The organism is Microvirga rosea (assembly GCF_020595095.1).
GTDB classification, from domain to species: Bacteria; Pseudomonadota; Alphaproteobacteria; order Rhizobiales; family Beijerinckiaceae; genus Microvirga; species Microvirga rosea.
This window is the reverse complement of the sequence record NZ_JAJDOP010000019.1, coordinates 1-14,650: the sequence shown is the minus strand read 5'-3', so window position 1 is coordinate 14,650 and position 14,650 is coordinate 1. Positions and strand designations below refer to the sequence as shown.

Below are 14,650 nucleotides of genomic sequence, written 5' to 3'. Positions count from 1 at the left end.
TTCGGAGGCGGCCATGGCGGTGTGTCAGAGGCAGCGCATAAAGATCGATTTCGGAAGATTGGTGAGCCCATATATTGCTCTGACGAACACGAACCTCTGGTTTAATGTCCGTACCCGTCACACTGGCGACTTCAAGGTTGGTCGATGCAAAGTCAGCCGCCACCGGAGAGGAACTCCCGACTTTTAGCGCATGCCGGCCAATCTCTCCTGGGCCTCTGGACTCATCGCGGCTACCTCCGCCCGCAAATCCTGCGTGATCTTCATCGAACAGAATTTCGGTCCGCACATGGAGCAGAAGTGCGCTACATTGTGCACATCCTTCGGCAGGGTCTCATCGTGGTAGGCACGCGCCGTGTCCGGATCCAGAGAAAGGTTGAACTGATCGAGCAACAAGGAACTGCATCGACCACGCGATGTGTTGGATCTGGTCGAGGACCGCCTGACCGCAGTGGAGCCTGCCTAACTCCATCTGACCGAGCGCTAGGTGTGATGCCTGCGCAGCCGCTTCCTTTAAGATGGCGCCGCACTTGAGGTGTTCCGGCTCGCGTGCCGCGCAAATCGGCGTTGGTACTCGCGCGGAGTCAGCCCGGTCTTGCGTTTGAAGAGCTCACGAAATGTGCTGAGATCGCCATAGCCGATACGCTGGCTCACACTTTCGAGGCTGGCGTGGCCCGCCTCAAGCAACCGCTTGGCGACTTCGATACGGAGAGACTGGAGATACTCCAGGGGCGAGTCACCTACCGCTTGCTTGAAACGTCGATTGAGGGTCCGTTCGCTGACAGCAAGATAAGCTGCGAGTTCGGACAGTCGAAACCCGTGCTGAAGTGTCGCCTCCATCCGGAGCTGGGCGCGGGCGACAAGGCGATCGGAGTGTCCATGCTCGTCGAGCAACGTCGCATAGGATGCCTGCGACACACGATTGGTGTCAATCAAAAGGGCCTTGGCGGTCGTCGTGGCCAAATGTGCATCGCCGAACATCTCCACGAGGCGCAGGGCCAGGTTGAGGAAGGATGTCACAGCGCCGGTACAAAGAACGCGATCCTGTTCGGTCAGAACTTCGTTGGCCCGAAGTTCGACCCTTGGGTATCGCCGCGAGAAGTCCGTAGCCCGATCCCAGTGGGTGGTGGCGATACGGCCGTCAAGTAGTCCCGCTTCGGCCAGCAGATAGCTGCCGGTACAGTAGGACGCCACCACCGCGCCCGCTGTGTGTTGCCGCCGCAGTGCAGACGACAGTGCGCGCAGTTGCTCGTGCCGGGAGACAAACTCCTCCATATCGGCGAGAAACGGCGCCGTCACCAGAATTGCGTCGGCGCGCCCGCGGGCATCGATCCTCCCGTCGACCGCAACGGTCTGACCAGAGGCAGTATGCACCAGTTTTCCATCAAGAGATTCCACACGCCACCGGATGGGCTGGAACGGCTGACGACGGTTCACGGAGCTCTTGGCAGCAATGCGGTTGGCCGCTGCGAAGACGTCGATTGGACCCGATACGCCCGAGGCTAGGATCCCGTCATATACCCAGATACGGATCATTCTCATCTCTGTCTGATTTTCCTCCAAAGATGGCGATCCTGCCAATTTCTCACGGGCTGGTGAAGACCTAAATTGGACATATCGAAATGGCGAATGGAGTTTAGCGATGCCGATGCTCGATGCATTTATTCCGGAAGGCGCACTGGCACCCGACGCGGAAGCACGGCTGCTGCGGGAGGTCACGGACCTCTTGATGCGGAACGAGGGGATTGATCCGGCGAACGAAAAGGCGCGGGCGGTGAGTCTCATCTTCCTGCATAGGCCGGTCGTGTATGTCGCGGGAGCGCCGGCCACCTCCCCGCGCTATCGGTTCATCCCTTCTGTGATGGAGGGCCTCTACGACGACGAGCGGAGGAGTGCGATCGTGCGCGAGATCACTGAAGCAGTGGCTCGGGCGGAGGGAACGACATTCGAAGACGTCGCACCGCGCGTTTGGGTGTTCCCTACCGAGATCGCGGACGGCCGCTGGGGTGGTCGCGGCGTGATCCGCCGGCTTCCGGAATTCCTTGCCTATGCGCTTGGCGAGGAGGCGAGCGCCGATGGAGCCCGTCGACTGGCCGAGCGGCGCCAGCAAGAGGCGGTGGCTGTTCTTGAGGCCGCGCGAGGCCCTGCAGCCACTGAGGCGTCATAAGGGCGGCCTCTTACGAGAAGGTAAGCAACCTTGGGCTCTTCCCGCAAAGAGCCCACTCGGCGCGTGCAGCCGCTTTCCCAATCCGGCTCCGCACGGTCATTGCTGGACGGTTGCGGAGCCTTTAAGTTGGGCATGCGCCAAAGGCACTTCGGTCAGAGCGGCTCAAGATCGTCGCCATCCTGCGGTCGATCGAGATGCATGACGTCGTCCCTGCGCTGGAGCGGACCGCCCAGAGGGACGCTGGGAACGACCGGCTCGGCTCTCCTCATCGGTCATTGGTGGCGCTTGATGACTATGGCTCGACGTTTGAACCGTCACCATACTTTATAGCAACGAATGGAGTTCTAGCAACGAGCAGCCCTTCGCCCTGATCGTGTCGGGCTGGAGAACGGCTTCGCCCGCCCCTGCAATCTTGACCAGTCGGGCCGGCGCGGGCGAGCCAAGAGTCTGTTCAAGGCCGGTTGAGAGAATCTTCCAGTCGACTAAGCTGTGGCTTGCCAGCAAGGATGACGAGGATGAGCGATCTTCCATATCGTGTAGAGTATGCTTGCGCATTACTAATCCGCGACCGGCAGATTTTGCTTGGCCTGAGAGCTGTGCATCGCCGATCTTGGCCATGTTGCTGGGATATAATCGGCGGTCATCTGGAGGCTGGTGAGGCTGCTAGCACTGCGCTCATCCGAGAGCTCCAGGAAGAAATTGGCATCACGCCAACGGAATTCCATTACTTCGACTGTATCGAGACCACTGAGTTCGACGGTGTCACGCCGGCGCGCTGGCACCTCTTTACAGTGACGGAATGGACCGGCGGCGAGCCAGCAATCGCCAACGACGAACACAGCCAACTAAAATGGTTCCGGTTTGAAGAGGCCGAGTCTTTGACGGCGCTGGCGTCGGAAGCCTACCGTCCTGTCTTTGCACGGCTGAGCGCCGCGACACTACCACGACCGGGCCAAAAGGTGCTTTTGTTGAAACCCGCAGCGGCTGCGCAATACCCGACACGCTCAAGGTGAAGGGGCAGCGCGTTGATCAGCCTTCACTCCTTGAACTAGGATGTGGTGACGGCTCAAACGTAGAGCTATCACCACCGAGCATCCGGCAATGACATATGAAGAGCGGGTTCGATACAATGGGAAGATGATCGGGCTTCCATTTATCGCCTCCATTGCTTTGGCGATCTATGCGCTGGTGCGCGGCTCACAGCGCCTGTTGCTGCCACCAGCGCTGATCGACGCCCTCTATCCATATGCTTTGCTGCCTTGGGAGCGGCCACTCGTGGAAGGGCTGAGCTTCTTCCATCAACAGTTCGTCGTCCTGGCTCTGATCGGGAGCATCACGCAGGCTGCCTTCGGACTGCCGGCCATCCTTCCCTTCATGCCTGAGATGAAGACGATCCCAATGTTCCACGCAACCTTATTTGTACCCTAATCGTAGTGATTATCACCATCGCAGGACGGTCGCTGTTCATGACGGCGACGCAGAGCGAAGATCCGTCCTTGTTGCCATACGTCGATGGAAATAAGCTTCTAGTAAAAATATTGTCGCCATTTGCCTTTTGCTGCACAACATTTCTATTGATAGCGTATTTTATGCTCTTAGTCGTTTATATTAAGACATATTTTTACGGACCCACGCGACCGCTCGTCGAATGACTCATCTGGTTGAGGGGTCTGGGGCTAGTTTCTCAAGCAGCCGACTTTCGATGATCAGCCAGTTCATCGCGGACCAGTGTGTCGCGCCGGGCGAGCTCCGGAAACCAGAACCGCCAGCAAACGGCGAGCAGGACTGTACCAACGCCGCCGACCACGACTGCAGGCGCAGGGCCAATCAGCCAGGCAAGCGTGCCCGATTCAAATTCGCCCAGTTCGTTCGAGGCTCCGATGAACACCGTGTTCACAGCCGCCACACGCCCGCGCAGATCGTCCGGCGTTTCCGCTTGGACCAGCGTCTGGCGCACCACTACGCTGACCATATCGGCGGCACCGAGGATCGCAAGGAACACTAAGGTCAGTCCAAAGCTCGTGGACAGCCCGAAGCCGATCGTCGCCAGACCGAAGATCCCTACCGCCTGCAGCATGCGCAGGCCGGCGTGCCGCGCAAGCAGGGACGAGTGCGCCAGGACGACGGCCATCAGCACGGCCCCGACAGCCGGCATCGAACGCAGAAGTCCAAGACCCCAGGGCCCCACATGGAACACATCACGGGCGAAGATCGGCATCAAGGCCGTGGCGCCTCCCAGAAGGACCGCAAAGAGGTCGAGTGAGATCGCCCCGAGCAGAACCGGCTTTGCCCGCAGGAACACGAGGCCTGCAATCACCCGGGACCAGGTGACTGGCTCCCGCTTTGTGGCTGCAGGGCGCAAGCGCAGTACCGCCATCAGTAAAGCGGCCAGCCCGAAACAGCCCGCCGACCCGATGAAGGGTGCAGTCGGATCAATGGCGTAGAGGATCCCCCCGATGGCTGGCCCGCTGATGGTCGCAATTTGCATGACTGAAGAGTTCCAGGCGATCGCATTTGCAAGATCCTCCTTGGGGACCAGGTTCGGAACGATCGCTTGGAAAGTCGGTTTGCCGAAGGCCCGAGCTGCTCCGAGCGCCACCAGTAGCCCGTAAATGATCGAGAGCTTCGGGACGCCGGCCTGCACCTGAGCCAAAATCCCAAGTGAGGACACCATCATGGTGCCGGCGACAATGATGAGGATCCAGCGCCGGCTGTAGCGGTCCGCCACAAGCCCGCTCACCAGAACAAGGGCGATTGTCGGCAGGAACGACGCGAGCCCGACAAGGCCTAGGCTCAGCGCACTCTGGCTAGCGTCGTAGACGAGCCAGGCCACCGCAACTGTCTGGATTTGCGTGGCAAGCGCCATGGCAAAGCGTGCAGCACAGAACAGCCGAAATTCCCTGTAGTGGAACGCGGCCCAGCCTGTTGCCCCCATTCCTTGTGTCCTAACCTCTGTTCGGAAACGGCACTGCCCGCTCTTGATTAGCAATCGGCGGTAGGTCCAATACTGCTGCGGACCACTGTCGCAGTGTGCCTAAAACACATGATGGGCTCAAGCCTGGGCATTCTAGAGAAAAAATGAGCGAGGAGTGTAGACACTATCTGGAATGCCGCGGTCCTCGATTGGATCTACGCGCTGCCAGATGGCGGTTCGCTGGGCAATTGCAAGACAAATGAAACGTAGCGAAGTACTTCAGACAAAGGCTTCCAGTACGCTGGCTTAGACAGCGGAGCAAACAAACTGGTTTCTGGCCTGCAAAGCCGGCAATTTTTAGCCCCCTAAGGCATCCGCAGGGTTCTTCCCCACCAGCTTCCAAAACTCTCTTTCCTGAATGTTCCAATTACCGAGGCGGCCCAAGGGTTAGATCGAGTGCCTACCCACGCTCATTCGGCCATCTCGCCTACTGGAGGGGTCTTCGAAAATTTTGCGCACCAGTGTCCGCGCTCCCCCTTGTCGTGCGCATAATAGGATAGGTAGGCGAACGGCTGATCTAGGACATGCAGAGCTATAACGTGAATCGCAACGAAGAGGCTGATGAGGCGACCGCCGCCATCGCCCATGCGATCCAGGCCCTCCCAGAGGAGGATCTGCTTCGCCTCAAGGCTCTCGCCCGACTGAGAGCGCGTAGCCTGCCAGGGGTCGAATGGGCGGACGTGCTCAACGAAACCATAGTACGTGCGCTCCGTGGCACCCGCCGCTGGTCGCCTGGGGTGCCGATTATCAGCTTCCTGGCCTGGAGCATGCGCAGCGTTTGCGACGAATACTGGCGGAAGATGCGACGGGAGCGAACAGTCCTTGTTAGCCTGGAGGGTACCGGCGCTAGTTGGACCGTCGAGCAGGCCGATGAAGCGCCCGACGCCGATCCCGAGCGAACGGCCGCCGCCGTCCAAATGCTAGCCATCCTAGATGCCCTGTTCGCGGAGGATGAGATCGCCCTCAAGATTATCGCTGGGCTGGGGGACGGCCTGTCAGCGGCGGAAATCCGCGTCCGGTACGGCTTGTCCGAGACCGACTACGACAGTGCGCGCAAGCGCATGCGACGGACCCTGCTGCGCCATAACTTAAGAGGTTGGGAGCGATGAAGCGCCTCAGACCAGAGCAAAAGCTCGATTATGTCCTTGCCGATCTCGCTCAGGACGTCGTTGACGCGGCCGATCCAGAACTTAGGCAGGCTGCCTCCGGCCGATCTTTGCGCGCAACGCTCACAGAGATCCGGACCATCGTCCACGCGGCCGTCTCGCGTTGTGAGCTGCTGCCGCACACCCTCCCGAAAAGCGATGATCCCATTGAGGACCAGATCGATGACCGAGAATGAGCTCGCAATCGTCCGGCGCGCCTACGCCAAGCAAATTATGGCGGCCGATCGCGCGGTGATCAGCCAACAGGTAGAGGATGCGTTTGCGACCGTTCCACGGGAGCGCTTCCTCGGTCCAGGTCCCTGGCCCATCTTCCGGTTCTGGCAGGGAGGCTACATGGCCACCCCCAGCGCTGATCCGGTCTATCTCTACACCAACGACCTCGTTGGCATCGATCCCGAGCGGCACATTAACAACGGCCAACCGTCCTTGCATGCCCACCTGCTCGCCTGCGCGGCCTCTAACGAGGGTGAACACGTCGTCCATGTCGGGGCTGGTGTCGGCTACTACACGGCAATCATGGCCGAGATGGTCGGTCTCTCCGGGCAGGTGACTGCGATCGAGTACGAGCCGGATCTGGCGGCTCGAGCGAAGGAGAACTTATCGGGTTATGCCAACGTCGCTGTGCTCCAGGGAGACGGGGCCTCTGTGCCCTTCGAGCCGGCTGACGTGATCTATGTCAATGCCGGCACAACGAAACCCGCGGACACCTGGCTCGACCGGCTCCGGGACGGTGGCAGGCTTATTCTGCCCTTGACCACCAATCAGGGCTTTCGATCGGCGGGGCCGGGACCAATCAGCCGCCGTGGGGCCGTCTTCCTCGTTACGCGCCAGGGACCAGATTACCTGGCACGCTGGGTCTCGCCGGTCGCGATCTATCCTTGTGCTGGTATGCGTGACGAGGCATCAGAGCATGCCCTGGCAGCTGCCTTCGAGAAGGGGGATTGGAATCGAGTGACGCGCTTGCGCCGCACGGCGGAACTGCCGGAGGAGCGATGTTGGCTAACGTTCGAGGGCTGGAGCCTCACTTATGAGTAGCCCTCATACACGAGGGGCATATCGTGTACCAGAACAATGCATGCATATTCCCTGATGAGGAGCCGCGGCAAAAGCTACGGTGAGGAAGCCTTTGGGCAGCGGCCTGTTACATGAAACAATCACGTCTCCATTCCTCCGTGCGTGTTTGGCGGGAATGCTCATCTGGCTCAGCCAGTTTCAAGGAGCAGGTGCCTCTGATGCTGAGATGAGATGGGCCTATGAGTATTTGGGCCCCTGTTCAAAGGATTCCCCAAACCGTCCGCTTTGCCTGCGCTTCGTCGATGGTTTTCTCCGAGGGGCAAAGGTTCAAGCGCAGCGGACGGACACCCGGTTGGGGTACTGTCTCCCTGAGGGTACAGGTCTTGAGGAAGTGGCGGATGCCTACCATGCCGTAATGGAACGCTACCCCCACTTCCAGGCGCTCGACGCAGGTGGACTTCTTCACACAACACTCGGGATAAAACGGCAAGGTCCCGGATCGTGACATGCCGCAAGTATATTGCTCAACACCCGCATCCGATCGATCTCTCGACAACCCATGGCGATCACTGTCATGACACCCGAGCTCCCCGTTGTCCGCACCCGTGGAGGGTGACATCTGTAACGGGCAGACCGGTGACATCTCTAACGGTGTTCTACAACTGAATTTCGCATAACATAGCTTATGGAACTTAAGTGCTTGATAAATAAACATAAATCGCTTGTTCAGCCAATCTATATCTCAAACCAAAAATTCACTTCCGGGTAAAGTGCTCTTGGTATCCATATAGTTGGGTCGACCCAGATGTAACAGGAAATCTGAACCTCACTCCTCCGACTAAGTACTCTATAGTAGAATTCTCGTGTTTCGGCCCTAGCCGGCGGCAGAATACAAGGCATCCCTTAGCGGGTCGAGCAGACTCTCTGAAGCAATCCTGTCGAGAGTTGCCGACCCATGCCTTGTAAGTATCAAGCTTTGCGATGGGCTGCCCTGAACCTGTATCTTTATTTTATCATTAATGTACGGCATGCCATCTGTCAGCAGGCGGGTTGCCTGACGGACGTCTGACGAGCCTTTCAAAACTGCTGTCGCTGTGATGTTTTCTGTTAGCTTTATATCGCGTAGCTGGCAGCTAATAATATCAAGCTGCTTTCCCAGATTGGCTGATAGACGCTCGCACCACAAAGTTACGTCAACTCTAATTTCGGTTACAGCAACCTGAAAGTCGCAGGCCTCAGCCAAGCGGGATAAGAACAGACTCATGCTTCGCGGCGGGTTGATGATTTCCAATCCTAAACGATCAGGCGCGACTATGAACGCTGTCTCTCGAAATTCTATCCTTTCATAGAGGATCGTCTCGCCTAGTGGGCTCTCCACTGTTTGACTAATTTCTTGCCGCTCGACAAATCGGCCTTCTATCCGGTTCGACCGAAGCCTATCGACTATGAAGCCATTCTGCGCCTCAGAGGTAAACTGCAACTCTTTCAATCTATCCGACAACACCCGCGTGCCGAATGGCCATTGGGCGCGGAGCCATCGACGGCGGATCATGCCTTTGCTCCTGCCTTGGCCGCCACGGGTGCCTCGACCGGAGATGAGCGAATTTCTTCAAGGACGTTTGAAGAGGTATTCTCGACAAGAGTCCACATCGGAGGCTGTCGATGTGCTTCCAGCGGCTTGAAATCGGTTGTCAGACTTCCATCGGCTAGACGACGCGCAATACGAACTCCAAACTTAAAGCCTTTTCCTTGTCGGGGCTCCTCAAACGAAACATCAAATTGCAAGAGGTCGTTTGGTTTCCCTTTCTGTAGGGCTCTCCATGTCACTGCAGTTATGAAAAAGCCATTTCGCTTTAGTGTCTGGTACTCCTCAGACTGCAAAAGGTTCATGCCACTCAGCGCGACGCTGTTAATTTTGATAACAATATCGCTCTCGACAGAGCGCTCCGTCTCTAAATCGATATCATCGAAATCGTCTTCTATGCTATCATCTTCCGACGCACACTTGATGGTCACTACCGTCTGCAGTTGATAACCTGAAATGGAGCGCATCAAGTTGACAAAGAAGGTCGTTCTTTGATCTGCGCTCAGGGCCTCCAATGAGATCTCATGGCTGCGCAGATCTTGTAGCTTAAGCCGACTTGCTTGATGGCAAATCTTGTTGACGATACTTCTCGCTTTTTCCGTCGCGGGCATCCTGATTGTCGTCTTCCCCTCGCCTATCACGAACTCGATACCAGCATCTCTCCGCTGTCTCTGAATAAGGCGCGTCTTGGAGTAATCAACCTCGTCATACGCGACATTCACATAAACGTCCTGAGCACGCCTTCTTTGAATCGTAACGTCTTCTTCGCCTTGCACCTCGTTCTTGTAGTTCCTGACAATCTCGGTGATCTCCTCGTTCGTCAGGGCCACTGGGATATCAAGATAGGTCCTCTTTTCATTTCTGCTTTGATGTTCGCGTCTCTCGATCAGTTTTTTCACCGAGAGATAGTCGTGGGGCAGAAGAGCAATGTCGCTTGCTAAACGTTCGCGCTTCGTCTTTTTCGAGTAGATGATGCCTCGCTGTATGGCGATGCTATGTAGCACGTTGTCATTCAGGCGACCTCTTGCAGACATCAACAGGTCGAATATGTCTTTATCGGAAGCTGAGAGAAATGGCAGTTTATCTGTCATAGTCCATTCCAATCTCTACCTCAGAGAAAGTGGGTATCAGGTTATTCATAAGTGAGAAGGTGATTCCATTTATTATATCGAGCAGACTGCCATCTCCGTCATAAGTTGCGCCCATTGCTGCAACATAGTGCTGCTTAGCTTTTTGAAAGTTATTCGCTGATACTCCAGTTTTATCCATTGATCGAATAACTATCGAGTATTTCTGGTCGAGTAAGCCATGCTGCCGAAGATAATCTATTAAGTACAGGAACTCATCGACAGTTTCACCTGAGGGTCTATAGAAAATTACGAACCCTGCTTTGCGGTTCTCATGTCCTAGATGTTGCAGAATTATCCAAGGTCCGGTGAGCATCTCGAGAGTGGCGGCACATCTCAATTCCCCGCGTAGCTGAGCGCGTCTTACGGGTTGCGGATAGAAAAAGGAACAAGCGTCTAGGTCAGGCAAGCGTTCGGAACCTGACTTTCCCCTCATTCGTACAATTTCCTGACTGACGTTATTCAGCCAGTGGATCTCTACAGGGCCGAGGACAACGAGTTTGCTGTTCTCCGGGGTGTCTAAATCATCGAGTTTAAGCTTCTCGAAGTTGTCGCTAAATGTACGATCATACCCCCCATCATGATTGTAAACGAAGAGCAGTCCTGAGATTGCAAAGTCTTTGTGCTTGTGAACGTATCTATCCTGCCATTCTTGACTGATTTCGGCGCACGAAACCTGCTTAGATAGGCTCACAAGAGCTTTTTCGATCTGAGATCGTCCAATTGAACCAGCCGCATAACTTTTCAGATCGCACTGAACGTAGGTAGTTATGTCTTCATATGGTTCGTCATAGAAGAAGACCACGTCTGTAGGGTGGCTTTGCGCATTGTGGGCGTCTTTCTTCTGGCATTCCAAGTCGATATTTTCGGGGCCAATTTTCGTCCAGAGAAATTCTGCGAATATTTCGTCAGAAATTATTTCTGCGATGCGTGCAATCCCCACAGTCTCGCCCATCGTAGCCAGCCCCTTAACCACCGAAATTTATCAATGACTTCGGTGTACCCAATTCCCCAACCTTCAATACTTAGCTAGCGGGGTCGGGTAGGCAAGGTGCCCATGGAACAGCGACGCCTTTTCCACCGGAAAGTTAGATGCCTCGACTTATATAAGCGGGACAGCAATCCAGCCAGCTTCGCCGCATGACTACCGACTACACGAATGTGGGCTTCGGTCTGACAGGCGGGTTCAAGCCAACACGCCGGCTCGTGGTTACCTCCCAATTTGAATTGCCAGGGGACCCTAAACCTCGCCATTGTGGCACATATGCGCTCGAGCACTTTCTCGGTGTGAACTGGTGGCTAGGTCGGAGGGCTAATGGAGATCAACGGCCTTCACCATGTGGCTCTCCCGTGCACTAACCTGGAACGTTCCCGTCGCTTCTATCAGGAAGTTCTCGGCTTTACTGAAATCCCGCGGCCTGCCTTGCCTGTGGCGGGGGCGTGGTTCCGGGTCGGCGACAGCCAGGAGCTGCATCTGGTCGTTGGGGATGCTCAGGCGACGTTCCGGGCCTCGAAAGGGATGGATACCAACGACATCCACTTCGCCCTTCGGGTGACCAGCTACAGGCAGGCTCTGGACGCTCTTAAAGCCAAAGGTTACCGCGAGGATGCGAGCCCTGATGATCCGATGGGTATCAAGACCTCAACGCGTGTCGGATATCCGCAGATCTATATTCTCGATCCTGACCGCAACATCATCGAAATCAACGCCAGAATCACTGACTGACAGGCCTCTGCGACCGCTGACCTGTAAGAGCGGCACGGTCATGAAGCTTCATCAGCTCAAGCGAAGAAGGCCAGCTCAGGACCAAAAGCGGACTCTATTCTGTGCGTCCCCTCCCCGCTCTCAAACGACCGTTTTTGAGCGATGGCCTATACCGAACATACCCACTTCCAGCGATAGGTTGTGAGCGGTAACGGGCAAGAACCTGCTCACCGAGTAGCGTTAAGCTGGCACTGCCGCTGGTTTTCCGCCTGCGGATTAGACGGCGAGTGGCTGGCAGAAGTGGTGCTTGAGTGTCTTGATGAAGGCCCAGGCCCGCTTGTAGCTCATGCCCATGCGCCGCCCTGCGGCAGAAATCGAACCTGTCTCCTAGGAGCCCTGGAGGATGTCCGCCTTGCCACGACCGAGCATCATGTCGGCATCAAAGCAGATCCGCAGCCTTGCATGAGGATAGGCCTTCACCCCCTTCAGCCCAGAGATTTACCACCACTAGCAAGGGCGGGGTCTTGGTAGCAACCCAAATTGAGGTCCAATTTGGGTTGCTTCGGTGACGTTTCGTCCCGTTAGAACTCAGTAATGGGACGCCCACAACTGCACCCCGTCTTCGCTCTGCTCACCGTCCCTCGCCTTCTTTCCGACACTTGTAAGTGGGGGGGACCTGGCAAGCCTCGGCCTGATCTGGGGCCAAGAAATCAAGTTCATTCTGCGCCCGGTTGGGAAGTCCCGTTCTTCGGCTCCAAGGGCGGCCATACCGCTCCTAAGGTACGGCCGTATTCTGTGCGCTCACTATATTCCCGATTGGCAGCGGCCGTTTCTTTGGTGAGCCGGTTACCAAGCTGTTCAACAGAGCGTTTTAGGTCATCGCAGGACGCCGCAGGTGGCAGCGCTGCGATTCCACGATCCATCTGCCTCGCCATAGATTGTGCATTCTTGGCATGCCCCTCTTGAAAGGCATCAACCAACTTTCGATATCGCGCGAACTGCGACCTCAGCTCGTTGTTATTCGTGTTCAACTCCGGCACTGTCCGTATTATGGAAACCGTCACTTTGACGTCAGTGATAATACAATTGCTCCCGGCCATTTGAGTGCGGAAGCCCCATCTCACTTTCGCACCGATATGTGAAGCCTTGGGTGTGTTGCCGTCCCTTGGCCCCTTCAAGCTCATTTGCTGGCGGACTTCTTCCACAGTATTGCCAGCTATTTTGTACGGAGTGATTTTGGAGGTTTGGACGACTGAAGCGAGGGTGGGCGACACAAAGGCTGCCGAGAAAACCACCACGATCATTGGTCTCAGCATTGGGCGAGACTTGAGGTTCATGAGATAGCCAGCTCTAAAGGATCGTTGTCGTGAACAAGCATAACAGTACGCATTCTTGCTTGGAAAGAGCTGCCTCAAGGTGTTGCTCAGAACGTGTCCTTGAGGTCCATTACGGCGCGGAAGGCGATCTTCTTGACGCCTTCATCTTGTACGCATCTGATCGCCGAGCATTTGATGGACCTGTCTGACCTGCTGCGCAGCGTCGGCGAGAGGAACAATCCGCTCAGCATGCGCCATGGGCGTGGCGATGAGGCGAAGATTGGCACCCGTGATCGACTCCGCGAAGGGGCGAAGGAGAGAGTCAATGCGTCAGAGGCGCAAGTGCCCGATCAGATCGGAGAGACGCCAATCATCCGAGTTGCGTCCCGGGATTTTCGCTGACGCGTCCATTAGAGTGGGTAGGTGGTTGCAAAGCAAATGGGGCAATGCGAAGTATCTGAGACAAAAGCACTTTTGAGGAACATCATGCGCCGCCGTCCCTCAGCCCGCGTACTTGTGCTCGACCCCTTGGGGAGAGTTCTGCTGTTTCGCTTCTCCCATGACCGTGGCCCTCTCGCAGGCCAAACATACTGGGCCACGCCTGGAGGCGGGGTTGAAGACGGGGAGACGTTCGAAGAAGCCGCGATCCGAGAACTCCGAGAAGAGACCGGCCTGCATGTGGACCCAGTTGGCCCGGAGGCGGGACAGCGAGAGTTCGTTATGCAATTGCCGGATGGTGACCATGTAATCGCCGAGGAACGCTTCTTCGCTGAGACACAGAACACAGCTCTTACCCGTGATAGCTGGACCGCCTTAGAGAGGGAGGTCATGACCGAGCATCGCTGGTGGTCGATAGACGAGTTGGCTTCCACATCTGATACCGTCTGGCCTATCAACCTTACCTCGATGCTGGCGGCAGGTCCTGCTTGGCACAAACCACGATCGTAGCTGCCGATGCGGAGTCCGAGGCAATCATTATTCACAAATCACAAACACAAGCCCGGATTCCCAGTACAGGATTGGCGTGTTGCTTGCGCTCTTGAGAGGCATTCATGATCCCAAGCTCGCTTAGAGGACAGGCGCTCAATGCTGCACAAAGAGCATTTTCCAACCGCTTTGCAGAAGCGGATTTCGCCTTCGTGGCGGGTTCTATCATGAGAGGCACTGGCACAGTCGGCTCAGACATCGACTTGGTCGTTGTTTTCCCAAGCCTGGAACGGGCGTGGCGGGAGTCATTCGAGGAAGATCGCTTTCCTGTCGAGGCCTTTGTCCATGATTTGGAGACCTTGAGCTACTTCATGGACCTCGATGTGAAAAACGGCTGCCCTGTAATGGTCAGCATGGTGGCTTCAGGTGAAGTGATAGGCCCTGAAGCGGTGGCCGGGAAGCGCCTACAGGCCGCCGCACAGGCAACATTGGCAAAAGGCCCCCCTCCCCTGTCAGGACCATCCTACGATGCTTTGCGCTACCAGATCAGTGACCTCGCCGACGACTTACGGGGCGAGCGCTCGCCCGAAGAGGTCTTTGCGATTGCGACCGCGCTCTATCAGAAACTTGGTGACTTGATCCTGTTAGGGCGCGGCGCTTGGACAGGCCGGG

The 14,650-nt window shown here is 56.5% G+C and carries 17 protein-coding genes and 1 pseudogene; 10 read left to right on the top strand and 8 right to left on the bottom strand.

The window, feature by feature from the left end; translation table 11 throughout:
- Positions 1–152 precede the first annotated feature (152 nt).
- Both LJD17_RS22490 and LJD17_RS22485 read right to left on the bottom strand, forming a co-directional pair.
- Positions 153–414: pseudogene (locus tag LJD17_RS22490) on the bottom strand (phosphomethylpyrimidine synthase ThiC); the annotation flags it as partial.
- Between the two features lie 96 nt (positions 415–510).
- Entirely contained in the window at positions 511–1,533 is a 1,023-nt protein-coding gene (locus LJD17_RS22485; RefSeq protein WP_227386444.1) for a GlxA family transcriptional regulator, read from the bottom strand.
- 106 nt (positions 1,534–1,639) lie between these two features.
- On the opposite strand from LJD17_RS22485, the gene LJD17_RS22480 reads away from it, so the two are divergent.
- The 3 genes from LJD17_RS22480 to LJD17_RS22470 all read left to right on the top strand — a co-directional run bounded on the left by LJD17_RS22480 (position 1,640) and on the right by LJD17_RS22470 (position 3,592).
- Positions 1,640–2,164, top strand: coding sequence for a tautomerase family protein (locus LJD17_RS22480; RefSeq protein WP_227386443.1), 525 nt, complete (start codon positions 1,640–1,642; stop codon positions 2,162–2,164).
- Positions 2,165–2,679: 515 nt separating this feature from the next.
- Positions 2,680–3,177 carry an NUDIX hydrolase gene (locus LJD17_RS22475; protein WP_227386442.1) on the top strand — a complete coding sequence of 166 codons (498 nt, stop codon included), beginning with the start codon at positions 2,680–2,682 and terminating at the stop codon, positions 3,175–3,177.
- A gap of 124 nt (positions 3,178–3,301) precedes the next feature.
- Entirely contained in the window at positions 3,302–3,592 is a 291-nt protein-coding gene (locus LJD17_RS22470) for a hypothetical protein (protein WP_227386441.1), read from the top strand.
- A gap of 256 nt (positions 3,593–3,848) precedes the next feature.
- Here LJD17_RS22470 and LJD17_RS22465 read toward each other — a convergent pair whose 3' ends face one another.
- Complete coding sequence (locus tag LJD17_RS22465; protein ID WP_227386440.1) at positions 3,849–5,099, bottom strand: MFS transporter; 1,251 nt, start codon at positions 5,097–5,099, stop codon at positions 3,849–3,851.
- Between the two features lie 563 nt (positions 5,100–5,662).
- Here LJD17_RS22465 and LJD17_RS22460 point away from each other — a divergent pair.
- The 3 genes from LJD17_RS22460 to LJD17_RS22450 are packed head-to-tail and all read left to right on the top strand — an operon-like array spanning position 5,663 to position 7,339.
- Entirely contained in the window at positions 5,663–6,247 is a 585-nt protein-coding gene (locus LJD17_RS22460; RefSeq protein ID WP_227386439.1) for a sigma-70 RNA polymerase sigma factor region 4 domain-containing protein, read from the top strand.
- Positions 6,244–6,480: a hypothetical protein gene (locus tag LJD17_RS22455; RefSeq protein ID WP_227386438.1), complete on the top strand. Its 237-nt coding sequence runs from the start codon at positions 6,244–6,246 to the stop codon at positions 6,478–6,480. The genes LJD17_RS22460 and LJD17_RS22455 overlap by 4 nt, the downstream gene beginning before the upstream one ends.
- Positions 6,467–7,339 (top strand): protein-L-isoaspartate O-methyltransferase family protein, encoded by an 873-nt coding sequence (locus LJD17_RS22450; RefSeq protein WP_227386437.1) that lies wholly within the window; start codon positions 6,467–6,469, stop codon positions 7,337–7,339. The genes LJD17_RS22455 and LJD17_RS22450 overlap by 14 nt, the downstream gene beginning before the upstream one ends.
- A gap of 238 nt (positions 7,340–7,577) precedes the next feature.
- Here LJD17_RS22450 and LJD17_RS22445 read toward each other — a convergent pair whose 3' ends face one another.
- The 4 genes from LJD17_RS22445 to LJD17_RS22430 all read right to left on the bottom strand — a co-directional run bounded on the left by LJD17_RS22445 (position 7,578) and on the right by LJD17_RS22430 (position 10,985).
- A complete protein-coding gene (locus LJD17_RS22445; protein ID WP_227386436.1) occupies positions 7,578–7,784 on the bottom strand; it encodes a hypothetical protein in 207 nt (68 codons plus the stop codon).
- A 408-nt stretch (positions 7,785–8,192) separates the two neighbouring features.
- Complete coding sequence (locus LJD17_RS22440) at positions 8,193–8,870, bottom strand: hypothetical protein (RefSeq protein ID WP_227386435.1); 678 nt, start codon at positions 8,868–8,870, stop codon at positions 8,193–8,195.
- The gene (locus LJD17_RS22435) at positions 8,867–9,994 is read right to left on the bottom strand and encodes a hypothetical protein (protein ID WP_227386434.1); all 1,128 of its coding nucleotides are present in this window, start codon (positions 9,992–9,994) and stop codon (positions 8,867–8,869) included. Before LJD17_RS22435 ends, LJD17_RS22440 begins: the two co-directional genes overlap by 4 nt.
- The gene (locus LJD17_RS22430; protein WP_227386433.1) at positions 9,984–10,985 is read right to left on the bottom strand and encodes a hypothetical protein; all 1,002 of its coding nucleotides are present in this window, start codon (positions 10,983–10,985) and stop codon (positions 9,984–9,986) included. The genes LJD17_RS22435 and LJD17_RS22430 overlap by 11 nt, the downstream gene beginning before the upstream one ends.
- 360 nt (positions 10,986–11,345) lie before the next feature.
- On the opposite strand from LJD17_RS22430, the gene LJD17_RS22425 reads away from it, so the two are divergent.
- The gene (locus LJD17_RS22425; protein ID WP_227386432.1) at positions 11,346–11,756 is read left to right on the top strand and encodes a VOC family protein; all 411 of its coding nucleotides are present in this window, start codon (positions 11,346–11,348) and stop codon (positions 11,754–11,756) included.
- 695 nt (positions 11,757–12,451) lie between these two features.
- Here the strand turns inward: LJD17_RS22425 and LJD17_RS22415 are convergent.
- Positions 12,452–13,072, bottom strand: a complete 621-nt coding sequence (locus LJD17_RS22415) for a DUF922 domain-containing protein (RefSeq protein ID WP_227386431.1) — start codon at positions 13,070–13,072, stop codon at positions 12,452–12,454.
- A gap of 132 nt (positions 13,073–13,204) precedes the next feature.
- Between LJD17_RS22415 and LJD17_RS22410 the strand changes: the two genes are divergently transcribed.
- The 3 genes from LJD17_RS22410 to LJD17_RS22400 form a co-directional block, all read left to right on the top strand.
- Positions 13,205–13,453 (top strand): hypothetical protein, encoded by a 249-nt coding sequence (locus LJD17_RS22410; RefSeq protein WP_227386430.1) that lies wholly within the window; start codon positions 13,205–13,207, stop codon positions 13,451–13,453.
- 36 nt (positions 13,454–13,489) lie between these two features.
- Entirely contained in the window at positions 13,490–13,999 is a 510-nt protein-coding gene (locus tag LJD17_RS22405) for an NUDIX hydrolase (protein ID WP_319799723.1), read from the top strand.
- Between the two features lie 104 nt (positions 14,000–14,103).
- The coding region (locus LJD17_RS22400; protein ID WP_227386428.1) for a nucleotidyltransferase domain-containing protein at positions 14,104–14,650 on the top strand (547 nt) is incomplete at its 3' end.

Bases quoted from the DNA above. Each gene is read 5' to 3' on its own strand.
- LJD17_RS22435 (WP_227386434.1), bottom strand. From the start codon at position 9,994: ATGACAGATAAACTGCCATTTCTCTCAGCTTCCGATAAAGACATATTC.
- LJD17_RS22430 (WP_227386433.1), bottom strand. From the start codon at position 10,985: ATGGGCGAGACTGTGGGGATTGCACGCATCGCAGAAATAATTTCTGAC.
- LJD17_RS22450 (WP_227386437.1), top strand. From the start codon at position 6,467: ATGACCGAGAATGAGCTCGCAATCGTCCGGCGCGCCTACGCCAAGCAA.
- LJD17_RS22425 (WP_227386432.1), top strand. From the start codon at position 11,346: ATGGAGATCAACGGCCTTCACCATGTGGCTCTCCCGTGCACTAACCTG.
- LJD17_RS22440 (WP_227386435.1), bottom strand. From the start codon at position 8,870: ATGATCCGCCGTCGATGGCTCCGCGCCCAATGGCCATTCGGCACGCGG.
- LJD17_RS22460 (WP_227386439.1), top strand. From the start codon at position 5,663: ATGCAGAGCTATAACGTGAATCGCAACGAAGAGGCTGATGAGGCGACC.
- LJD17_RS22475 (WP_227386442.1), top strand. From the start codon at position 2,680: ATGAGCGATCTTCCATATCGTGTAGAGTATGCTTGCGCATTACTAATC.
- LJD17_RS22465 (WP_227386440.1), bottom strand. From the start codon at position 5,099: ATGGGGGCAACAGGCTGGGCCGCGTTCCACTACAGGGAATTTCGGCTG.
- LJD17_RS22470 (WP_227386441.1), top strand. From the start codon at position 3,302: ATGATCGGGCTTCCATTTATCGCCTCCATTGCTTTGGCGATCTATGCG.
- LJD17_RS22415 (WP_227386431.1), bottom strand. From the start codon at position 13,072: ATGAACCTCAAGTCTCGCCCAATGCTGAGACCAATGATCGTGGTGGTT.
- LJD17_RS22455 (WP_227386438.1), top strand. From the start codon at position 6,244: ATGAAGCGCCTCAGACCAGAGCAAAAGCTCGATTATGTCCTTGCCGAT.
- LJD17_RS22480 (WP_227386443.1), top strand. From the start codon at position 1,640: ATGCCGATGCTCGATGCATTTATTCCGGAAGGCGCACTGGCACCCGAC.
- LJD17_RS22485 (WP_227386444.1), bottom strand. From the start codon at position 1,533: ATGATCCGTATCTGGGTATATGACGGGATCCTAGCCTCGGGCGTATCG.
- LJD17_RS22405 (WP_319799723.1), top strand. From the start codon at position 13,490: ATGGGGCAATGCGAAGTATCTGAGACAAAAGCACTTTTGAGGAACATC.